Below are 19,208 nucleotides of genomic sequence, written 5' to 3'. Positions count from 1 at the left end.
GCGCAGGCAGGCATCAACGAGCGTGCATGCGGCGTGTTTTCTCTCCTTGGACGCCAACGCTGCGTTGTGGATTCCCGCCCCGACTCTCCTCGGGCCGTTCGCGCGCGCCAATGACAGATTGGACCAACGCACCCTCACACGCTGCCGAGGCGCACTCGCAGCTGACTACACTGTCGTGCCTTGAAACTGCTGCAGAAGTTCGCGTTGCTGATTTCGCTCCTCGGGCTTAGCGTCGTGCTGAGCCTGGGATTTGCCGCGTGGAGCGTGCAGACCGTCAGTGAGGAAGTCAGCAGCGCCTACAGCGACCTCACCTTCGTGCTTGATCAGCTCGACCGCATCAAACAGGCGTTCGAGCATGACCTCGCCGCGATCAACAAAGCCAACGACGGCGGGCCGGCGCTGATCGAACGCATTCCGCTCGAAGCCCAGATTGACCCGGTGGTGGAGGCACTCCGGACGACGCCCGGCTTTCGCCGTCGCGTGGGTGAGAGCACCTCGACGCTGCTGATGTCGCTGGTCAGCCGCTGCAAGAGTCTTATGGGAGAGTACCAGGACGCAACGTTCACGGCCCCGCCCCTGCCGATCGAGCACCCCGTTCGCGCCGGCGCTCAGGCGCAGTTCGAAGCCACGCACGCACTGATTGAGCGCGTGCAGGCCCAGTTGCTGCGCGACGTCGAGATCTCGCTGGTCTACGGCCGTGACCTGCGCGCTATGCTGCTGCGCATCATCGCGGCGTCGCTGGCGTTCTCCGTGCTCGTGGCGCTGCTGGCGCTGATCCTGGTCCGGCGGTGGGTGCTGGCGCCCATCACCAGCCTGCGGCAGGCGACCAGTGAACTGGCCGCAGGGAACCTCGGCTATCGGCTGGAGGTGCGCAGCGCCGACGAATTCGGCCAGTTGTCGGGCGAAGTGAACCACATGGCTGAGATGGTCGTCGCCGCACAGCAGCGGCTCGTCGAACGCGAGCGGCTCGCGGCCGTGGGTGAACTCGTGCGGCGGCTCGCCCACAATCTGCGCAACCCGCTCGCGGGCATCCGCGGGCTCGCGGAACTGACGCTGGGCGAATTGCCGGCGGACTCCGAACTGGCCGAGAACCAGACGCGCATCGTCGGCGCGGTTGACCGTTTCGAGAAGTGGCTGGCGGAGCTGCTCCGCTCGACGAGCCCGATGAAACTCCAGCGCGAAACCGTCGGTTCGCGCGAACTGTTCGACAGCCTGCAGGCCTCGCACGCTCCGATGGCCCGTTCGAGAAAGATCACGCTTGAGCTGCGCGATGCGGGTCTGCCGCCGTCGTTTCACGTTGACGCGGCTCAAATGGAGCATGCGCTGGTCGCCATCATCAGCAATGCCATCGAGGCCGCGCCCGAAGGCGGCACGGTGCGCGTCACCGGCGGAGTCGAGGAGGCCCTCCAGGGGCCGATGGTGTTCATCCGCGTCGAAGACTCAGGCGCCGGAGTGGCGCCGGAGGCGATGGGTCGCCTGTTTACGCCCCATTTCACCACAAAGAAGCACGGCACTGGCATCGGGCTTGCAGTAGCGCACAATGTGATTACCGCCCACGGGGGGCGAATCCGCGTCGATCGCTCGGCAGACCTCGGCGGAGCGGCTTTTATCGTGACCTTCCCCGTGGCAGGCGGCGCCTAGGAGCCCGAAGTGGCCAAAATTCTCGTCATCGAGGACGAAGAGAACCTGCGGTATTCGATCAAACGCACCCTGGCCAAGGCCGGGCACGCGGTGTTCGACGCTGATCGGGTCGCCCCGGCTCTGAGCATCGCCACGGCTCAGGAGCCCGACGTCGTCATTACCGACCTCAACCTGCACGGCGGGGATGACGGCCTGGACATCGTCAAGCGCCTCCGGGCCGAAGGGCAGAGCGCGGCCGTCATCGTCATCACCGCGTACGGCTCGGTCGAGACGGCTGTCGAAGCAATCAAACAGGGCGCCGATGAGTTTCTGCAAAAGCCGCTTTCGATGGAGGAACTCAAGGTCGTCGTCGGCCGCGTCCTCGAAAACCGCAAGGTGCGCAGCCGTCTCGATCTCTACGAGCGCATCGAGCGTTCGAGCCGCGGCGAAAAGGAAATGCTCGGCGCCAGCCCGGCGTGGCGCAAGACGGTCGAACTGGCACAGCGCCTCGCGCAGTTGCCCGTCAAGTCCGGCACGGAGCCGACGACGATTCTGCTGCTGGGTGAAACCGGCGTGGGCAAGGGCATGCTGGCGCGGTTCATCCACGAATCCTCGGCCGAGGCCAACGAGCCGTTCGTGCACGTCAATTGTTCGGCGCTGCCCGCCAATCTGATCGAGGGCGAACTCTTCGGCCACGAAAAGGGCGCCTTCACCGACGCGCGCGAGTCGCGCCAAGGGCTCTTCGAACTGGCCGACGGGGGGACGATCTTCCTCGATGAAATCGGCGACATGCCCATCGAGTTGCAGAGCAAACTGCTCATCGTCGTCGAGCAGGGCACCTTCCGCCGCGTCGGCGGCTCCACCGAGCGGCGCGTGAACATGCGCATCCTCGCCGCGACCAACCACGACCTCAAGGAGCGCGCCGAGCGCGATGAATTTCGACGGGACCTGTTCTACCGATTGAGTGGATTGACCATTCCCATCCCCGCGCTGCGCGATCGGCAGGGCGATGCGCTGCTCATTGCCGAATCTCTTCTGGCCGCCGCGGCCCGCAAGTTTCACCGGGATCGACTGCACTTCAGCGCCGAGGCGAAACGCGCTGTCGAGGCGCACAACTGGCCCGGCAACGTGCGCGAACTGGCCAACGCCATTCAGCGGGCAGCCCTGCTGGCGGAGGGCGACGCCGTCCAGCCGCACGACCTGGCGCTGGGCAGCACCAGGATCCCAGGCGCCGCGCCCGAAGCTGGCGGCAGCGCCGCATCGGGGCCGGCGGCCCGCGTTGAAGACCTGACGTTTGACTTCGATCACGGCTCGTTTACCGCCGAAGGCGTCGAGGAGCGGCTCATCCGCGAAGCCTTGCGCCACGCGCGCGGCAATGTCTCGCGCGCCGCCAAACTGCTGGACATGAATCGAAGTTCGCTGCGCTATCGCATTGAGCGCTACAAGCTTGACGAGTTCATTCAGGAGGTGTCGGCGACATGAGCCGCAGTTCCATCCAATCCTGGTCGCCGCGCTCGCTGTGCCTGGCGGCGGCCCTCGCGGCGTGCGTCACCGGCGCGTGTCTCGGCGACGACGATCCTCGCACCTATGCCGACCCCCTCGGCGATGCGGTTGCCCGCCGCACCGATCTCGGCGCCGACGGCCCGCTCAATCCACAGGCCGGATTTCCCGATCTCCTCGGCATGGCGTACGGCGGATGGACCACCAGTTCGCCAAGCTCCGACCCCTACAGCGGCCGATGGATCGATCCGCGCGACACAAATCTTTTCCGCATCGACCTGGTCTTCAATGGCGTAGTCAATCCTCCGGGCCCGCTCAATCTCCAAGGCGAGGGGTACGACCCGTTCCGATACGGGCTGAATCCGGTGTACGGCTACATCGAGTTCGATCTTGATTCACGCCTCGACACCGGCGGCGAGATCGACAACGTCCGCAATCGCCCGCTGGGCAACGTCTCGCGCTTCGGCGGGCGATTTGAAGACTCCGTCGGCGGGCGCGCGGCCGTTACCGCCGATGACTTCGACGGCAACCTGCTCACGGCGCCGCTGGTCGAGCGCTCGGGCGAAGAAATGCATCTGGCTTTCTGCGCCTGCTTCGGCCTCACCATCACGCCGATCAACGATCCGACTCCAAACACCTTTGACGCCGGCGACACATGGATCGTCTCCGGTCGCTTCCTCGCGCGCACCCACGCCTTCAGCCGGTACAGCGGCGCTTTCGGCGGGTCGCGCTCGGGCGAATACGATCCGGTCGTCAAACTGCGCTTCCAGCATGACCTCCAGAGCGATCGGACGACGATCACGCTCATTCACGGCCTGGACAACAGCGGCACGGCGGCGCTGCTCGGCCAGGCGACCCAGCCCATCGATTTCAACGCAGGCAATCAGACCAGCATCCTTGAGATGCTCACCGAGATCCGCTTCACCGCCCAGCACACCAACGATCCCGGCCAGGGCACGCCGTTTGATCTGCTCCGCGACTGGGCCGATAGCAATCACGGCGAACTCGACGACTACCTCCGCGTCCAACAGTGGGAAGTGCTCGCGCTGGTGGGCACGGCCTATGCGCAGGCCCAGAACGACGCCCTCTTCGCGTGGACCGACGTGGCGCCGAAAGTCGAGCCGGGCGATTGCGATGGCGACGGCCTGGTCAACAGCCAGGATCAGCAGATGCTGATGACCGCCATCCGGCAAACCGACGGCACGTCATTCGACGCCGACGGCCAGCCCAACGGGCAGACGACGCTGCGGGACTTCGGCCGCAACTTCGCGCTGTACGACATTGACTACGACAGCAGGATGGGTTCGCTGGATCTTGCGGAGATTGGCTACGAGAAGCCCGGCGACGTGAACAGCGACGGTCGCGTGAATCAGTTCGACCTGGCGCTTATCAAGGCGATGCGCGGGCTGAGCGCCGGCCACCCGCTGTTCAACCCCGCGGCGGACATGAACCACGACGATCGCATCGACTCGCTCGACGAGAAGGTCTTCATCGACATGATCGTCGGGAGCGTGCGGCGCTAGGGCGTCCCGGGACGTTCCTCCACGTTCACGCGAATCTCGCTGCTGTTGGCGCGGATCTCCGGCACATACATCGCGTGGCCCAGCAGCGGCATGGCGTGGAAGCGGCCGGGCACTTCGGCACGCGCTTCATAGCGCACCTGCCAGTACCCCTGGCCCAGTTGATCGACGAAGAAAACCACCTTGCGGTCGCGCAGTTCCTGGTGCACCCAGCGCGAGCGGCCGGTGAGATTGCTCGCGTCGCCGGTGATCGACCACGGATCGAATTCGCGCCGGCCGTCCTGATCGGTCGCCTCACCCTGGGCAAAGAGCCGCTGCGCGGCGGCGTTCTTGATCTGATGAATGTACATCGATTCGCCGCTGCGGATCTGCGTCGCTTCAAAGCCCGCGGGCTTCAGGTCCTCAAGCACGAGATACTCGTAGTCGTTCTTGGCTTCGATGGTGAGCACGACCTCGACGCGGTCGCCGCTGTTGAGGTGGTCTTCATCCTTCAGCGGCACGCGCACATACTCAACGCCGCTGAGCAGCGTGGGCGCCGGCACGAGGCGGTAGTAATCGCGGCGCACGAAGATCTCGTTGCCCGCCGGCGTGACGGGCTCCTCGGTTGAGAAGAACTCCGCCTGAGCCGCGAAGTAGAGCGCCGTGTCGCCTTCGAGGCGGCGAATGCGGATCGTGTTGGCGCCGGACTGGATGCTCGCCTCAGGCACCGCAAACACAGCCGGGGCGCTGAGAATGCTCTCGCGCGTTACCTCTGACTTGCCCACGAGTCGGCCGTTGACCATCACTTCATAGCGGCCGGTGGCTTCGAGTTCGCCGCTGGCGCGGAGGTAGTCACACAGCGTGAGCACGGCCATGGCGGTGTCGCGTGTGTTGGTCCACTGCGCACCGCGCCGGTTGCGAATGAGCCAGTTCGTCGCCGGTTCGATGAGTTCGCTCTGGGGCGCGATGGCCAGCAGTGCGCGGAGGCACAGCGTGGTCGATTCGATGCCGCCGTCCCACCAGTAGCGATAGCCGCTTTCTCGCCCCCAGTGCGCCGTGCCCAGGACGGTGGCCGGCGAGCCGTCGGCGTTCTTGACGAGGATCGACTGGTCGGGGCGATCATCGCGGATCACGCCGTTTTCGAGATTGCGCGCCAGCGTCTGCGCCTGCTCGGCTTTGCCGAGGTGATGCGCGCTCAGGGCCAGCAGCGCGCGGCCGGTGGCGCTGAGTTGATCGCGCTTCTGCCAGAGGTTGTCGAACGCGGTCGCGACGGCGCCGTGCGATTCGAGCGGCAAGCTCGTCGCCTTGCTCGCGGCCAGGGCGTGCAGCATCCACGCCTGGAGTTCCGGCACGTCGCGCGCCGTGTTGAGCCGCTGCACGAGATAGTCGGCGCCGGGCGTGATCATGTCGCCGGGCACATCGAGTTCCGCCTGCCGCGCCAGGCCCAGTCCCCACACGACGTATGCGGTCATGTAGCGATCGCTCTCGCCGCCTTTCCACCAGCCCCAGCCGCCGTCGTCGTGCTGCATGTCGTCAAGCCGGCTCAGGCCGGCGGCGACGATTTCATCGAGTTGGTCGAGTCCCTTGGCGTCGTCGCGCGGCTGCGCAGGTTTGCCGTCAACCATCTCAATGCCGCCGAAGGTGCGCTTCGCCACCTCCTCGGCATCGAGTCCGAGATCCGCCAGCGTGCGGTTTACGATCACCGCCGGCAGGAAGCGGCTCATGGTCTGCTCGACGCAGCCGTAGGGATATTCGAGCAGGTACGGCAGGGCGTCGAGCATCGTCACGGCCATGCTCGGCGTCACCTGCACGCTCATGCTCGTCGTGCCCACGCGCCGGGCCTCGGGCAGATCGAGCGTGACGATCGCCTGATCGCCTCGCGCCTTGCCCGAGACGGCGACGAACTTGTCGATGCCGTGATCGTGCACCGGGAACGTGGCGCGCACGGCATCGGAGATATCCGTGTCCTCGATCTTCGTCGAGACGCTGACTGCCGCTGTGCCGCTCTTATCGGCAATGAACTTGAGATCGAATCGTGTCTCGCCGCCTGCGTCGATGACGCGCCCCGCGCCTGGCGCGAGCCGATCGTGGTAGTTGCCGTCTCCGCCGCGCCGGCCGCGATAGATCAGGCCCTCCATGTCAACAAAGGGCAATTGCGAGATGCGCTCGTCCGTGTTGTTGCGAACGATGTAGGAGATGACGAACTCATCGCCGACGGTAATGAAGCGCGGTCCCTGGATGCGCACGGTGATGGGCTTGTTGGTGCGCGCCGTGGTCTCCCCCATGCCGAACCTCGCGCCCGTCGTGTTGGCGCGCGCCTCGGCCTTCCAGCGCGTGAGGGTTTGCGGGTAGGGGACGGTGACGGTGGCCGTGCCGCTGTCATCAGTGATCACGCGGGCGTCCCAGAACGCCGTGGCGCGGAAGTCAGTGCGGACGACAATGTCGGCCGGCGGCTGGCCCTGCTCGGGCGATCCGGCGGGCGGCGGCGGCGGGGGACTGCCCGCGGCCTTAGACGCCGGGCTGGCCATCCGGTACGCGGCGGCTCCCTCAAAGGACGTTGCTCCTCCGTCGTCATCGCGGAAGAAGTTGCCCGTTGAACCGCCGCCTCCGCCCTCGAATCCGACGGCGGCGTTGCTCCGGGCGCCTTCCTTCTTTTCTGCCGCGAACCGCGCATCCTCATACCGGCCCGACTCGGTTTTGACAAGGCGAATCAGCGGCAGTTCTTCCAGGCTGCCGTCGGTCGTGACGGCGTTGCGCTGCTTGCGGTCGTAAAAGAACGCGCGCGGGTCGCCGGCGTACGCGCTCTGGATGTACAGCACCGATTCATCAAACACCGACACCGCGACCTCGGCGGCAACGGGCCGGCCCTGCTGATCTGTCGTCGTGATCTGGAGCGTGCCCTCGGCGCCGGGTTCGTACATCTCCTGATCCGCCTTGACGGCGACGTTGAGGAATTGCTCCACCGGCGGGATGATGATCTCCTGGCTTGACTCGGCCATCGCCGCGCCGCTCACCATCGCCGCGGCGAGGAACACATTGGGGATGTACGCTTCGCGCACCTCGATGTTGAGCAGTTTCACGTTGCCGGCCACGTGCACGAGTTGCCAGTCGTACAACTCCTCGCCTTCGATCGTGAACAGCACGTAGCGGTTGCTCGACGACGTGGAGATCATGACCGGAGCCGTCGCGCCCAGCGCAAAGGTGTCCTTGTCCACGATGAGTTCGACGCCGTCGTTGTGGTAGCCGAGGCTGGCGGTCTGCTGCGTCGTCACCCACGCCGCGGTCTGCGCGGTGACGGGCACGAGCGGCGGGTCCGGGCTGGCCCACTCGATGATGTAGTAGCCCTCGCGCTGCGCGGTGAAGGTAAACGTCGCCTCGCCGTCTTCGTCCGTCGTCACCTTCTCCGAAGTCACTTTCTCGGAGCGATAGCCGCGGAAGATCGGCTGCCACCGGTGGTGCTCCTCGGGGCGCGGCGGAGGCGGAAAGACTCCGTACTGCTCGCGCAATCGCTCGACGCCGTCGAGCAGGACTTCGCGGCCGGCGGGATCGACCCACACCTCATCCCACCACTGGCGCATCACCGTCACCGTGCCTTCCACGGCCACGGGAGATCCGTTGGGGTCGAGCGCCTTGATGCTGGTCTCGATCTTGTCGCCGGGCCGGTGAATCTTGTGCGCCACTTCCGGATAAACGAAGTAACTCTGCCGCGTCACGCGCACGCTGCCGCTTCCGGTGATCTCGCGCCGCGAGAGGTCGGTCACGCGCGCTTCTATCGTGTACTCGTAGTCCTGGTCCGCGTCGAAGGGCGTCTCAAAGGTGATGCGAGCCCGGCCCTCCGAGTCGGTCTTGAGCGTTTCGGTCTTGATCGTCTCACCGCTCCACCAGCCGTAGGAGTTCCACCGGTTCGCATCTTCGTAGAGCCACGGGTAGGGGCGCGGCGGCTCGTATGTCTGCCAGAACGGCCGCTGCTTGACAACGACTTCGACGTCGGCGCTCGCCACGGGCCCGCCGAAGTAGTACTCGGCGACGATGTCGGCCGTCACCACGTCGCCCATGCGAAACAGGTGCGGCTGGCCTTCGTCGTCTTCGAGCGGCTTGACGGTCACAATGAACTCGGGCAGTTTGTATTCCTCGACACGAAACAGCGTCGCGGACGCCACCTGGCTTTCATCCCCGGCCGCGTCGAGCGTGCTGAAGCGAATCGTGTATTCGCCCAGCGGCCAGTCGGACTGGAGTTGCAGCGATGCGAACGCGCTTCCGAACTCGCTCAGCGCAGTCTCGCCTTCGAAGACCGCCGTGTCGCGCGGATCGACGATGCGATAGTGCAGCGTCCGTTCCGCGGGAGTGGTCCAGCCGTTCGGGCTCCACGTGCGCGCCACGAAGCGGTAGTTGGCCGTGTCGCCGGGGCGGTAGGCCGGCCGATCGCTGTGCGCGTAGATGCGCCACTGCACGCTCTCGTCGCTGCGGTCCCACCAGTAGCCCTCGTAGGACGTGAGAAACGTCTGCCGCGCGCCGTCGCCGGCGAGAATGAGCAGACTCACATTCTCCGAAGAGCCGGTCGCGGGCTTGGCCTGCAGATGGGCGATGCCGTGCGAATCGGCCGCAGCGGTGTAACTGTTGCCCGTCCACTTTTCGTCCGGCGCGGCGAGGTCCCACGCGCGAAACTGCACGTCCGGGGCCGGGGCGCCGGTCAGTGCATCGCAGGCATACAGCAGCACGTCGTTGCCCCGGCGCTTGGAGACCACCGCCAGGTCGCTCACCAGCACAAGATCGACCACGCGAAGATCAGCCCCCGCCTGCGCCACGAGAATGTACGCGCCGGCCGGAAGTGGCTCTTCGAGTCGAATCTGATCAGACATCGGCTCGTGACGGCCGGTGTCGCCGGTCTGCTTTGACCACCTTCGTGCGACTTCAGCGCCGTTCAGATCCACGTGGCGGATCCACCCGTCAACCGCGCTGCCGTAGTAGCGGCGCCGGTTGTCCTGCTCACCAGACTTCATAGCGCCGGTCAGCGCCGTCCGCTCGCGCAGGTTGACGCGATACAGGATGAAGTCGATCTGCTTCACGTTGCGCCACTGCGCGTCGAAGGCAATCTCGGAGTTCGGCAGGAACGCATGGCTCACGTACACGTCGAGCGCAGGCAGGACGATTTCGTTGTAACGCCGCACTACCTCGTCGCGATCGATCTCCTCGGCCTTGAACTCGTCGAGCAGGCGCTTGTAGAGTTCGGCGGCGCGAACGTAGTCGGGCTTCCAGGTCCATTGGCCGCTCTCGAGCACTTCGATCTGGCCGTATCGCGTGCACCATTCCGCGTAGGCCATCAACGCGTCCACGTAGCGTGAGTCGCGGGCATCGGTCTCGAGCGCAGCTTCGAAATGCTCGGTCACCTGCTGGATCGGGCGAGGGTCGCGGCCGGTCACGTAGCGCATTTTCATCGCGATCTCAAAATGCGCGCGAGTGCGGTCGGAGTCATTCTGCGCGATCTCAAGCACGTTGCGCAGCACGTCGAGCGGGACGACCGGGGAGCGGCCGCGCCAGCTCCAGTCGCCGCCCTCGGCATCAAGCGCCCGCCAGACCATGGAGATGTAGCGGTCGCGCGCCGCGTCGATGTCGCTGCTCGAGCCCCACCACTGGAGCGCCTGCGCATAAAACGGCCAGGCCTCGCGGGCGTTGGCGCGGCGGGCGCCCTGCAGCCACGAGTCGCCCAGCGATTCGTTCGCCGCGGCCCAGACGAGGTCGCGATCCTCCATCCGATCGATTTCATCGACCAGTGCCGTCAGTTGTTTGCGCGCGGTTTTGACCGCGTCGTCGGCCACGTCGTCCGGCGCCGCGCGCCACAGCGTGTCAGCAAGGCGAAAGCGCACCCAGCGCTGCTCCGCGGCGGGCACATCAACCTTCTGTGCCTGCTCGTAAAGTTCGTGGGCTCGGCTGTAGGACTTCTCGGCGTAGAACTGCTCAGCCTGCTGCTTGAGGGCCTCATAGCGGCTGTCCTGAGCCAGCGCCCCTCGGACGCCCAGCAGGCCCAGCATCAGCACGGCCAGCAGCAGAGAACGAATCAGTACGGCACCGCGATCCGGCAGGATGCGGGCGGCGGCAGGCGTTGCAGACATGGTGCTTCTCCATCCCGGATAGTCGCGTCAACAGATCAGGACGCATGAACCCGGTCAATCTTACCCGTTCCGGCCGGTTTCCCCGGCAGTCCGCCGACAACAGGCAAAGTCCGGTATGACGCCGGTGCAGACGGCGCGATCGATACCACCGGCACATATTGGTCCGCGCCGCCGTCGTCTCGCTCGACGCCGCCCCGAATGGTGGCACCCTTGATGCGGTGGAGTGCAGCGCCGGCGCTGACTCGCCGCGCATTGTGAGCGATGCGCCAAACTACAGACGCGGAAGGACTCGAATCATGCGCATGGCAGCGGCAACGGCATTGTGTGCGGCTCTGGTGTTCGTTCAGGCGGGGCCGGCCCACGCCCAGGTGCAGGAATTCTCCAGCGACCTGGAAAACTGGCTCTACAACGCCGACCAGGTACAGCGCTTCGCCTTCGACTCGTTCTATCCCGGCATGGACGACAAGGGCGATCTCACCCCGCAGACCGTCACCATCGACCTCGGCGTGACGCAGCTGACTGTCACGCGTAACGACGGCGGTGGCGCGCTGCGCGATGCGAGCATCCCCTTCGGCTGGGTCTCCGATGCGCCGCTCTACGCCACCAGTGGCCCGGGCTCCACCTGGCAGTTCTCCACGCCCATCTACTCCTTCTATGTCTATTACGGCTCGCTTTCGATTGCCTCCCAGGCGGCCATGAAGCTGTATTCGGGCGGGCAACTCATCGCGACCGTCATGCGCTACAGCGGAAGTCTCGACGGCGTGTTCGCGGTCGGCCAGGGCTTTGTCTCGCAGACGCCCATCGACACGATCGAGTTCTACAAAGCCGGCTCGGGCGACTCGGTTCTCATCGGCGCCTTCGTCGGTCTCGCCGATGGCGAACCTTCGCTGGGCACCGTGCGCATCCCGGGCTATCGCGGCCCGCAGGGCGAGGTCGTCGAATACGACTTTGCCCTCACAACCGTGCGACCCAACCCGTTCAAGCTCACCGTCGGGCAACTCGTCGGCGGGCAGAGCGCCGATTTCTCAGCCGTCGGCGGCGCGCCTGCGAGTCGCTCGTACCTCATCTACAGCCTGACCGGACTCGGACAGGTCTACATCCCGCAACTCAACGTCACGGCGGGAATTCGCAATCCCATCCAGGCCGGCCCGGCGCGGAACGCCGACGCCAGCGGGGCCGTCTCATGGCGCCTGCCCATCCCGGCCAACGCGCGCGGCCGCGATGTGTGGTTCCAGGTGCTCCAGCCCGGCCAGGCGAGCACCGTCGTGGCCACCTGGATCAACTGACGCGCTCACTGCCGCGCCCCATCCGCGCCGCCGGCCGCCGCGAGGCCGGCGGTTCTGTTGCGCGTTTGGGACAAAGACCGGAAAATCGAGAGGTTATTCGCGAAACGGAGGATTCGCCTTGCCGCTGACCTGCCGGGGGCGATACTGTTGCGATTAAGGGCAGTGGCGCGTGGCACACGTGAAGCATCTCGTGGGAGCGCTCGAGCCCGGCTCGCGCTCCAGCAAACGAAGGGACCAACCTCTATGTCTTTTGAAGCAGCCGTCCACGCCAAGGCCATTCACCTCGACAAACTCTCGCTGGACATGACGGCCGCCGCCGGCAGCGGGCACCCGAGCAGCGCCATGAGCCTGGGCCACATCGTCACGGTTCTCATGTACCAGACGATGCGATGGGATCCCAAGAACCCCGCCGACCCCCGCTCCGATCGCCTCGTGCTCAGCGAGGGCCACGCGGTGCCCATCATCTACGCGGCGTTTGCCGATATCGGCGGCTACTTCGGCTCGCCTGACAATCTCCGGCCGGTGACCCTTGAGGACCTCAAACTGCTGCGGGCGACGGCCTCGGAACTCGACGGCCATCCCAATCCCATGGAGGGCTTCCCGTTCTTCGACGCCGCCACCGGATCGCTCGGCCAAGGCCTGAGCGTCGCGGCCGGGCTCGCGCTCGCGGCCAAAGCCGACGGCCTCGATCGGCGCATTTACTGCCTGATTGGCGACGGCGAGTCGCGCGAAGGGCAGATCTGGGAAGCGATTGACTTCATCGCCGACCACAAACTGAGTTCAGTCCTGCCGATTTTCAACTGCAACGGAGCCGGCCAGTCCGACAAGGTCTCGCCCCAGCAGTCGGCCGAGACGCTCACGAAGAAGCTCCAGGCCGCAGGGTACGAAGTTGGCGTGATCGACGGCCATGACCCCGAGGCGATCAAAAAGAGCCTGCAACACTTTGTCGAGCAGGCCGACAGCGGCAAACCCATGGCCATCGTCGCCCGCACTGTCAAGGGCTGGGGATCGGCGACGATGCAGTCGGGCAACTGGCACGGCAAGCCCGCCAGCGGCGAAGCGCTCAACAAGGCCAAGGCCGAACTCGACGAGCGCCGCGTGGAACTCGTCAGGAGCATCGGCGTGCCGGATAACTTCTTCCGCATCACGGCGCCCACAGGTGCCGCGCCGACGCCGGCCGAGCCGGGCGACACGCCCACCTTTACCGACGCCATGCGCCGCTACGACATGCTCTCGATCGTGCAGAAGGGCTCGTGGGCCACGCGCAAGGCATACGGCGTGGCGCTTCGCACCCTCGGGCACGCAAATGCAGATGTGGTCGCGCTCGACGCCGACGTGAAAAACTCGACATTCGCCGAGACATTTGCCAAGGACTCCGAACTCGCCAGCCGGTTCTACGAGTGCCGCATCGCCGAGCAGAACATGTTCTCCGTCGGCGCCGGCCTGAGCGCCGCAGGCAAGACCCCCTTCTGCTCCACGTTCGCAAAATTCGTCACGCGCGGCTACGACCAGATCGAAATGGCAATGAACTCAGGCGCGAACCTGAAGATCGTCGGCTCGCACGCCGGCATCTCGCTGGCCGCGGATGGCCCGAGCCAGATGGCGCTGCCCGACGTCGCCTGGTTCCGAAGCCTCTCCACCATGCGCGATCACCGCGGCAATCCCGGCTGCTACCTGCTCCAGCCGGCTGACGCCTTTGCCGCCTACGCGCTGACGATGGTCATGGCCGAATACGAGGGCCTGTGCTACATGCGCACCTTGCGCAACGACACCGAGTTCCTCTATGACGACAACACGGTCTTCAATCTCGGCGGCTTCGAGGTGCTCACGGAGGGCCGCGACCTGCTCATTGTGGCCAGCGGCTACATGGTGCACGAGGCGAACAAGTGCCTCGATGCGCTGGACAAGGCCGGCATCGACGCCACGCTCGTCGATCTCTATTCGCTGCCGTTCGACACCGAGAAACTGCTCGACCTGGCCAACGCGAACAACGGCATGATCCTGACCATCGAGGACAATTACGGCGGCGGAATCGGCTCGGCCGTGGCCGATGCACTGACGGAAGACGGCGGCTCGTTCACCCTGGAGCAGATGTTCGTCCGCCGGATTCCCAAGTCGGCCCGAACGGCTGATGACGAACTCAAGCTCTGCGGGCTGCACGCGACGGACATCATCCAGCGAGCCTGCCGGATGCTTCAAGTCGTGGAATTGTGAGTCCGAGGTATGGTTATCGGCTCAGGTGAAGCGCCGATTCCTGGTTGCCCAAGTTCTTTGTTTCGAGGCAGTTGCGAGAAATGTTGGCCGAATTTGGGCAGAAAAACAACAGGCGTGCCTTGGCATAGGTCGAAAATAGTGTGAGTTACCGGGTTTGGAAATGTTTACCCGGTTCGACTTGACGGCCCGATAGAGGGTGTCGAGAATATACGAAGTTACGGAACAGTTTGAGTTCTGCGAACGTCTTCACAAGGGTGAATCGATCCGGCTGCACGCCAGGGTGCGATGTGTCGAATCGAGGATGGGCTGCGATCTGCAAGTGACAACCCAGACAGGAACCGCAACGCTCGGGAAACCAGGCGGGTAGGCCTCAGTTCTTAGTTGGCACGCGTCTCGTGAGGCGACACCGCATCGCTGAGAACTTGGAATCATGACGCCGTTCGTATCGGCTGGTTGGAGCCGGCGAAACAGCGAGCGGCGGACCGATTGGTTTGATTGGTTGGAAAAATACACGTCCTGCTGGACCTTGTTGGTTTCAGCGTCGTCGGACGGGTGGATGACCAAGGGGCACTCTCACAAAACCAGCCCCGATTCGTTGAAGGAGTAGACATGAGTCTCAACAAGAAGGTTGGAGTGCTTGCGGGTGCTGCGTCAGCCATGGTGGCTGGCGTGTGCTACGGCGGTTCCACCCCAGACACTGACGCACGAATCGCCGCGCTTGAATCCCAGATCGCGCAGCTCCGCAATGACAGCGCCTCCTGGCTCAATGCCGAGCAGACCCGCGCCCTCGTCCGCGAAACCCTCGCGGACAGCGAGACCCGCGCCAGCCTGCTGCAGAACGGCGGCACCGCCGGCTACCGCGAAGGCCACGGCTTCTTCCTCAGCAATGAGGACGGCTCGTTCGATGTCAACATCGGCATCAAGAGCCAGTTCCGCGGCATCTACAATGAGAAGGATTCCGCTGACGAGAGCACCTTCGGGTGGGAAAACTCCCGCACCCGCCTTACGTTTGACGGCCATGCCGGCAACCCGGACTTGACCTACTTCATCCAGGGCGACTTCAACGTAGACGGCGGCGCCTTCGTGCTGCTCGATGCCTACGGCAACTGGGCTCTGGGCAATGGCTGGGACTGGGGCTGGGGTCAGGCGAAGGCACCCTTCCTTCACGAGACCCTTGGCGGCGAGTTCCAGACTCTCGCGGTTGACAAGTCCTACGTCGAAGCCTGGTTCGGCACCGGCTACACCCAGGGCACCTGGCTGCACTACGCCAACGACACCGTGGACTTCTGGGTGTCGTTCAATGATGGCGCCGTGGTCAGCCCCGCCGGCATCAACGCCGGAAACCTGAACACGCCGTTCGCTGCTGACGGCACCGAGTGGGCCTTCACGGCTCGCGTCGAGGCGGTCCTCGCCGGCACCAAGGCTCAGTTCAACGACTACACCTCGTGGTCCACGGACGAGACCGGCGTGCTCCTCGGTGGCGCCATTCACTGGCAGGACGGCGAATACGGCACGGGCGGCGAAGAAGTCCAGTCCTTCTCGTGGACCGTGGACGCCTCGGCCGAATTCGGCGCTGCCAACCTCGCCGGCTACATCGTCGGCCTGAGCACTGATCCCAACGCCACCGGCGGAGCCGATTTCGATCAGTTCGGCGTCGTCGTTCAGGGCGGCTACCACATCGTGCCCGACAAGTTCGAGATCTTCGGACGCTGGGAGTGGATGGACCTCGATGGCGCCGTGGCCGAGGACGAACTCAGCCTCGTCACCTTCGGCTTCAACTACTACTTCGGCCGTCAGCACGGCTGGAAGTGGACCACCGATCTCGTGTGGGCTCTGGACACCATCCCGGTCGGCGCCAGCAACCTCGGCCTGCTTGCCGATGCCGGCACCGACGAGGATCAGTGGGCTCTCCGCAGCCAGATGCAGGTCACGATTCCGTAATCGCGGCCGGTCTGACTCGTCAAGACCTCATCAATCGGCCGGTTCTCCGAACCGGCCGATTGTCTTTTTTCGCACCTTGGGCCGTGAGCGGGAATTTCACCCCGTTCAGCGCGCCGCTTTGACCTCCGCGTTTGATTCGTCGGCCCGACGGTGCAGATAATGCAGCCCGACGGAGCGGGATATCCCGTTGAACCCGCGGCAAGTGCCGCCTTTCGCTCCGCCGCCGGGCAGATCTGACGAGAGGAGCACCATGCGTCAAGGTGGATGGATCGGATGCGTGATGGTTGGCGGATCGCTGGTCGGCGCGAGCGCGGCAGCGGCCGGCGGGCCCGACCTTGATGCGCGCATCGCAGCGATCGAAGCGCAGATCGCAGAGTTGAAAAACGATCACACTTCGTGGCTCACAGCGGAAGAGACGCGCGGGCTGGTTTCCGAAGCCCTCGCCGACAGCGAGACGAGATCGAGCCTGCTCCAGAACGGCGCGCTGGCCGGCTTCCGAGAGGGCAAGGGATTCTTCCTCTCCAACGAGGACGGCTCCTTCGATGTCAATCTCTACCTGTACACGCAGTTCCGCGCCGCCTACAACGACAGGCAGAGCCCCGACCGCAGCACATTCGGCTTTGAAGAAAGCCGCACGGTCATTGGCGCTACCGGACACGCGGGTTCGCCGGATCTGACCTACGCGTTCCAGGCCGCGTTCGACAAGAACGGCGGCGCACTGGTGCTCGATGACGCCAAGTTCGCGTGGAATCTCGGCGGAGGGTGGCAGTGGGGCTGGGGACAGGGTAAGGCCCCCTTCATGCGCGAAGACCTGCTCGGCGACACGAACACCCTCGCCGTCGAGCGCTCATACGTGCACGCGCTGACCACCATCAACCGCACCCAAGGCACGTGGCTCAACTACCGCGGCGACATCATCGATTTCTGGATCTCGTTCAACGACGGCGTCAGGCCATCCGTCACTGGCGCCAACACGCTCAACAAGAACACCGCGTTCGGCGCCGACGGCGTCGAGTGGGCGGTTACCTCGCGCCTGCAGGCGCTCATCGGCGGCTCGTGGAGCCAGTTCAGCGACTGGACCACATGGTCCACCGACGATCCGGGCCTGCTCCTGGGCGCCGCGGTGCACTGGCAGGACGGAGAGTACGGCACGGGTCCCGATGAACTCGAGACGCTGATGTGGACCGTTGACGCCTCGCTCGAAATGCAGCCGGCCCACCTCGCCGGCTATGTGGTCGGCCTGCACACCAGCCCCAACGACAGCGCGCTGCCGGGCTACGACCAGATCGGTTTCGTGGTGCAGGGCGGCTATCACCTCGTTCCCGACAAGTTCGAGTTGTTCGGCCGCTACGAGTGGTACGACTTCGACGGGGCGGTGGCCGGCGTCTCCGTGGATGCCGAGGTCTCGCTGCTCGCCCTGGGATTCAACTATTACTTCCGACGGCACGGCTGGAAGTGGACCACCGACTGGGTCTACGCGTTCGACCAGATTCCCGCGGCCGGCGGGGCGCAGAACCTCCTCGCCGACGCCATGGGCGACGATGGTCAGTGGGCGATCCGCAGCCAGATGCAGATCTTCATTCCGTAAGGACGCAGTCGCCTCAGGGGTTTGTCCGCGCGCCGGACGCGGGCCGGAAGACCAACATCGCCACCGCCAGCGCGATGGCAATGCCCACGGTGTTGGCTGCAAAATCCGGCCAGCCCGGAAAGCGGTCCTGACCCGGCAGCGCCTGCGTGAGTTCATCAATCGCACCGAGGATCAGCGCCAGCAGCGCGCTGCGCCAGATGTTGCGCGCCGAAAAGGCGCGGCAGGCGCTCCGGTCGGCGATGCGAGCAAGCATCAGGAGCCCGGCCAACCCGCAGAACGCCAACGCGTGGAGGATTTTGTCCAGCGGGATCGGCCCCGGCGCCCCGATGCGCAGGCTCGGCCAGTGCGTGCCGGTGGTCAGGGCAATGAAGTACGCCAGCGCCACGCCGCGCCAGATGCCCGGCTTGACTGATTCCATCCAACCGACGGTTGTGGTAATCATCTCCGCTCGCCGGATTCTCCCGCGCCGACCTCGATCGGCGCCGGCGAGTTGGAAATCGAATCGGTGACGACCACGGCGGGCGGCGATGCTTCCGAGAGATCTGGCGCCGGCGCGGCCTGGCGCATGATCGAGGCGGCAAGATTCTGGTAGTCCTCCGCGCCGGGGCAGTGCGCATCGTAATCAAAGATCGATGCGCCGAAACTCGGACTCTCCGCCAGTTTGATATTTCGTCGCACCGGCGGCTTGATCACCTCGCACTGACGCCACGGAACGGGCTGGTCGCGGCACGATGCGAAGAAGGCCTCGAGATCGCTCACAACCTCGGAGGCCAGCCGGGTCTGGCCTTCGAACATGCACAGCAGCACCCCGCTGACGCGCAGCGCGGGGTTCACATCCGCACTGATGAGCGACACGGTTTCGAGCAGTTTGCTCAATCCCTGCAGCGCCAGGAAGTGAGCCTGCATGGGCACCATCACCTCGCGGGCCAGCACGAGCGCGTTGAGCGTGAGCAGGCCCAGGCTCGGCGGGCAGTCGATGAGCAGAAAATCGAGGTGCCGGATGGTCGCGCACGCGGCACACTTGCGCGCCAGGCGGGCTGTGCGATCGGGGGCTTGAGCGAGTTCGACCTCGGCCGCCGCGAGGTCGGTTTCGGCGGGCAGCACGAAGACGTCGTTGCTGACCTTGACGAGCGCATCCTCCACCCGGATGTCGTCGTCCACCAGCACGTCATACACCGAGGCGCCTTCCGGCGGCACTTCGACGCCCAGGTGCAGCGTGAGATGCGCCTGTGGGTCGAGGTCAATCACGCCGACGGTGCGGCCCGCGCGGGCCAGGGCGGCGGCAAGATTGACGGCGGTGGTCGTCTTGCCCACGCCGCCCTTCTGGTTCATAAACGCGATGGTTCGAGTCGCAGCCATGTCGCCCCGCCAGGTGAATCAAGAAACGTGGATGGGAGTTGCGGCAATCTTTGCGCCTTGCATCATATCGGCCGTCGACCGCCGGCGCGAT

Annotated in this window: 10 protein-coding genes; 7 read left to right on the top strand and 3 right to left on the bottom strand. The window is 65.2% G+C overall.

What is annotated here, in order from left to right:
* Nucleotides 1-204: 204 nt before the first annotated feature.
* The 3 genes from IT430_05015 to IT430_05005 are packed head-to-tail and all read left to right on the top strand — an operon-like array spanning nt 205 to nt 4,643.
* A complete protein-coding gene (locus IT430_05015; protein ID MCC6907283.1) occupies nt 205-1,641 on the top strand; it encodes a HAMP domain-containing protein in 1,437 nt (478 codons plus the stop codon).
* 9 nt (nt 1,642-1,650) lie between these two features.
* Entirely contained in the window at nt 1,651-3,102 is a 1,452-nt protein-coding gene (locus IT430_05010; GenBank protein ID MCC6907282.1) for a sigma-54-dependent Fis family transcriptional regulator, read from the top strand.
* Nucleotides 3,099-4,643, top strand: coding sequence for a hypothetical protein (locus IT430_05005; GenBank protein ID MCC6907281.1), 1,545 nt, complete (start codon nt 3,099-3,101; stop codon nt 4,641-4,643). The genes IT430_05010 and IT430_05005 overlap by 4 nt, the downstream gene beginning before the upstream one ends.
* On the opposite strand, the gene IT430_05000 is transcribed toward IT430_05005, so the two are convergent.
* A complete protein-coding gene (locus tag IT430_05000; protein ID MCC6907280.1) occupies nt 4,640-10,729 on the bottom strand; it encodes a hypothetical protein in 6,090 nt (2,029 codons plus the stop codon). The genes IT430_05005 and IT430_05000 overlap by 4 nt on opposite strands.
* A gap of 302 nt (nt 10,730-11,031) precedes the next feature.
* Between IT430_05000 and IT430_04995 the strand changes: the two genes are divergently transcribed.
* The 4 genes from IT430_04995 to IT430_04980 all read left to right on the top strand — a co-directional run bounded on the left by IT430_04995 (nt 11,032) and on the right by IT430_04980 (nt 17,758).
* A complete protein-coding gene (locus IT430_04995) occupies nt 11,032-12,015 on the top strand; it encodes a hypothetical protein (GenBank protein ID MCC6907279.1) in 984 nt (327 codons plus the stop codon).
* A gap of 243 nt (nt 12,016-12,258) precedes the next feature.
* On the top strand, nt 12,259-14,229 hold the full coding sequence (locus IT430_04990) for a transketolase (GenBank protein MCC6907278.1): 1,971 nt from the start codon (nt 12,259-12,261) through the stop codon (nt 14,227-14,229).
* 609 nt (nt 14,230-14,838) lie between these two features.
* On the top strand, nt 14,839-16,170 hold the full coding sequence (locus IT430_04985; GenBank protein MCC6907277.1) for a hypothetical protein: 1,332 nt from the start codon (nt 14,839-14,841) through the stop codon (nt 16,168-16,170).
* A gap of 277 nt (nt 16,171-16,447) precedes the next feature.
* Nucleotides 16,448-17,758: a hypothetical protein gene (locus tag IT430_04980; GenBank protein ID MCC6907276.1), complete on the top strand. Its 1,311-nt coding sequence runs from the start codon at nt 16,448-16,450 to the stop codon at nt 17,756-17,758.
* Between the two features lie 13 nt (nt 17,759-17,771).
* Here the strand turns inward: IT430_04980 and IT430_04975 are convergent, their stop codons facing one another.
* Together IT430_04975 and IT430_04970 are read right to left on the bottom strand one after the other, a co-directional pair.
* Nucleotides 17,772-18,200 (bottom strand): hypothetical protein, encoded by a 429-nt coding sequence (locus IT430_04975; protein MCC6907275.1) that lies wholly within the window; start codon nt 18,198-18,200, stop codon nt 17,772-17,774.
* Nucleotides 18,197-19,117: an AAA family ATPase gene (locus tag IT430_04970; GenBank protein MCC6907274.1), complete on the bottom strand. Its 921-nt coding sequence runs from the start codon at nt 19,115-19,117 to the stop codon at nt 18,197-18,199. The genes IT430_04975 and IT430_04970 overlap by 4 nt, the downstream gene beginning before the upstream one ends.
* Nucleotides 19,118-19,208: the final 91 nt, after the last annotated feature.

This window comes from Phycisphaerales bacterium (assembly GCA_020852515.1).
Lineage (GTDB): Bacteria > Planctomycetota > Phycisphaerae > Phycisphaerales > UBA5793 > UBA5793.
Note: the sequence above shows the minus strand (reverse complement) of the source record. Positions and strands in the feature narration are given on the sequence as shown.

Excerpts from the sequence above, each read along its gene's own strand:
- IT430_05005 (MCC6907281.1), top strand. The coding sequence starts at position 3,099 with ATGAGCCGCAGTTCCATCCAATCCTGGTCGCCGCGCTCGCTGTGCCTG.
- IT430_05000 (MCC6907280.1), bottom strand. The coding sequence starts at position 10,729 with ATGTCTGCAACGCCTGCCGCCGCCCGCATCCTGCCGGATCGCGGTGCC.
- IT430_04995 (MCC6907279.1), top strand. The coding sequence starts at position 11,032 with ATGGCAGCGGCAACGGCATTGTGTGCGGCTCTGGTGTTCGTTCAGGCG.
- IT430_04990 (MCC6907278.1), top strand. The coding sequence starts at position 12,259 with ATGTCTTTTGAAGCAGCCGTCCACGCCAAGGCCATTCACCTCGACAAA.
- IT430_04985 (MCC6907277.1), top strand. The coding sequence starts at position 14,839 with ATGAGTCTCAACAAGAAGGTTGGAGTGCTTGCGGGTGCTGCGTCAGCC.
- IT430_04975 (MCC6907275.1), bottom strand. The coding sequence starts at position 18,200 with ATGATTACCACAACCGTCGGTTGGATGGAATCAGTCAAGCCGGGCATC.
- IT430_04970 (MCC6907274.1), bottom strand. The coding sequence starts at position 19,117 with ATGGCTGCGACTCGAACCATCGCGTTTATGAACCAGAAGGGCGGCGTG.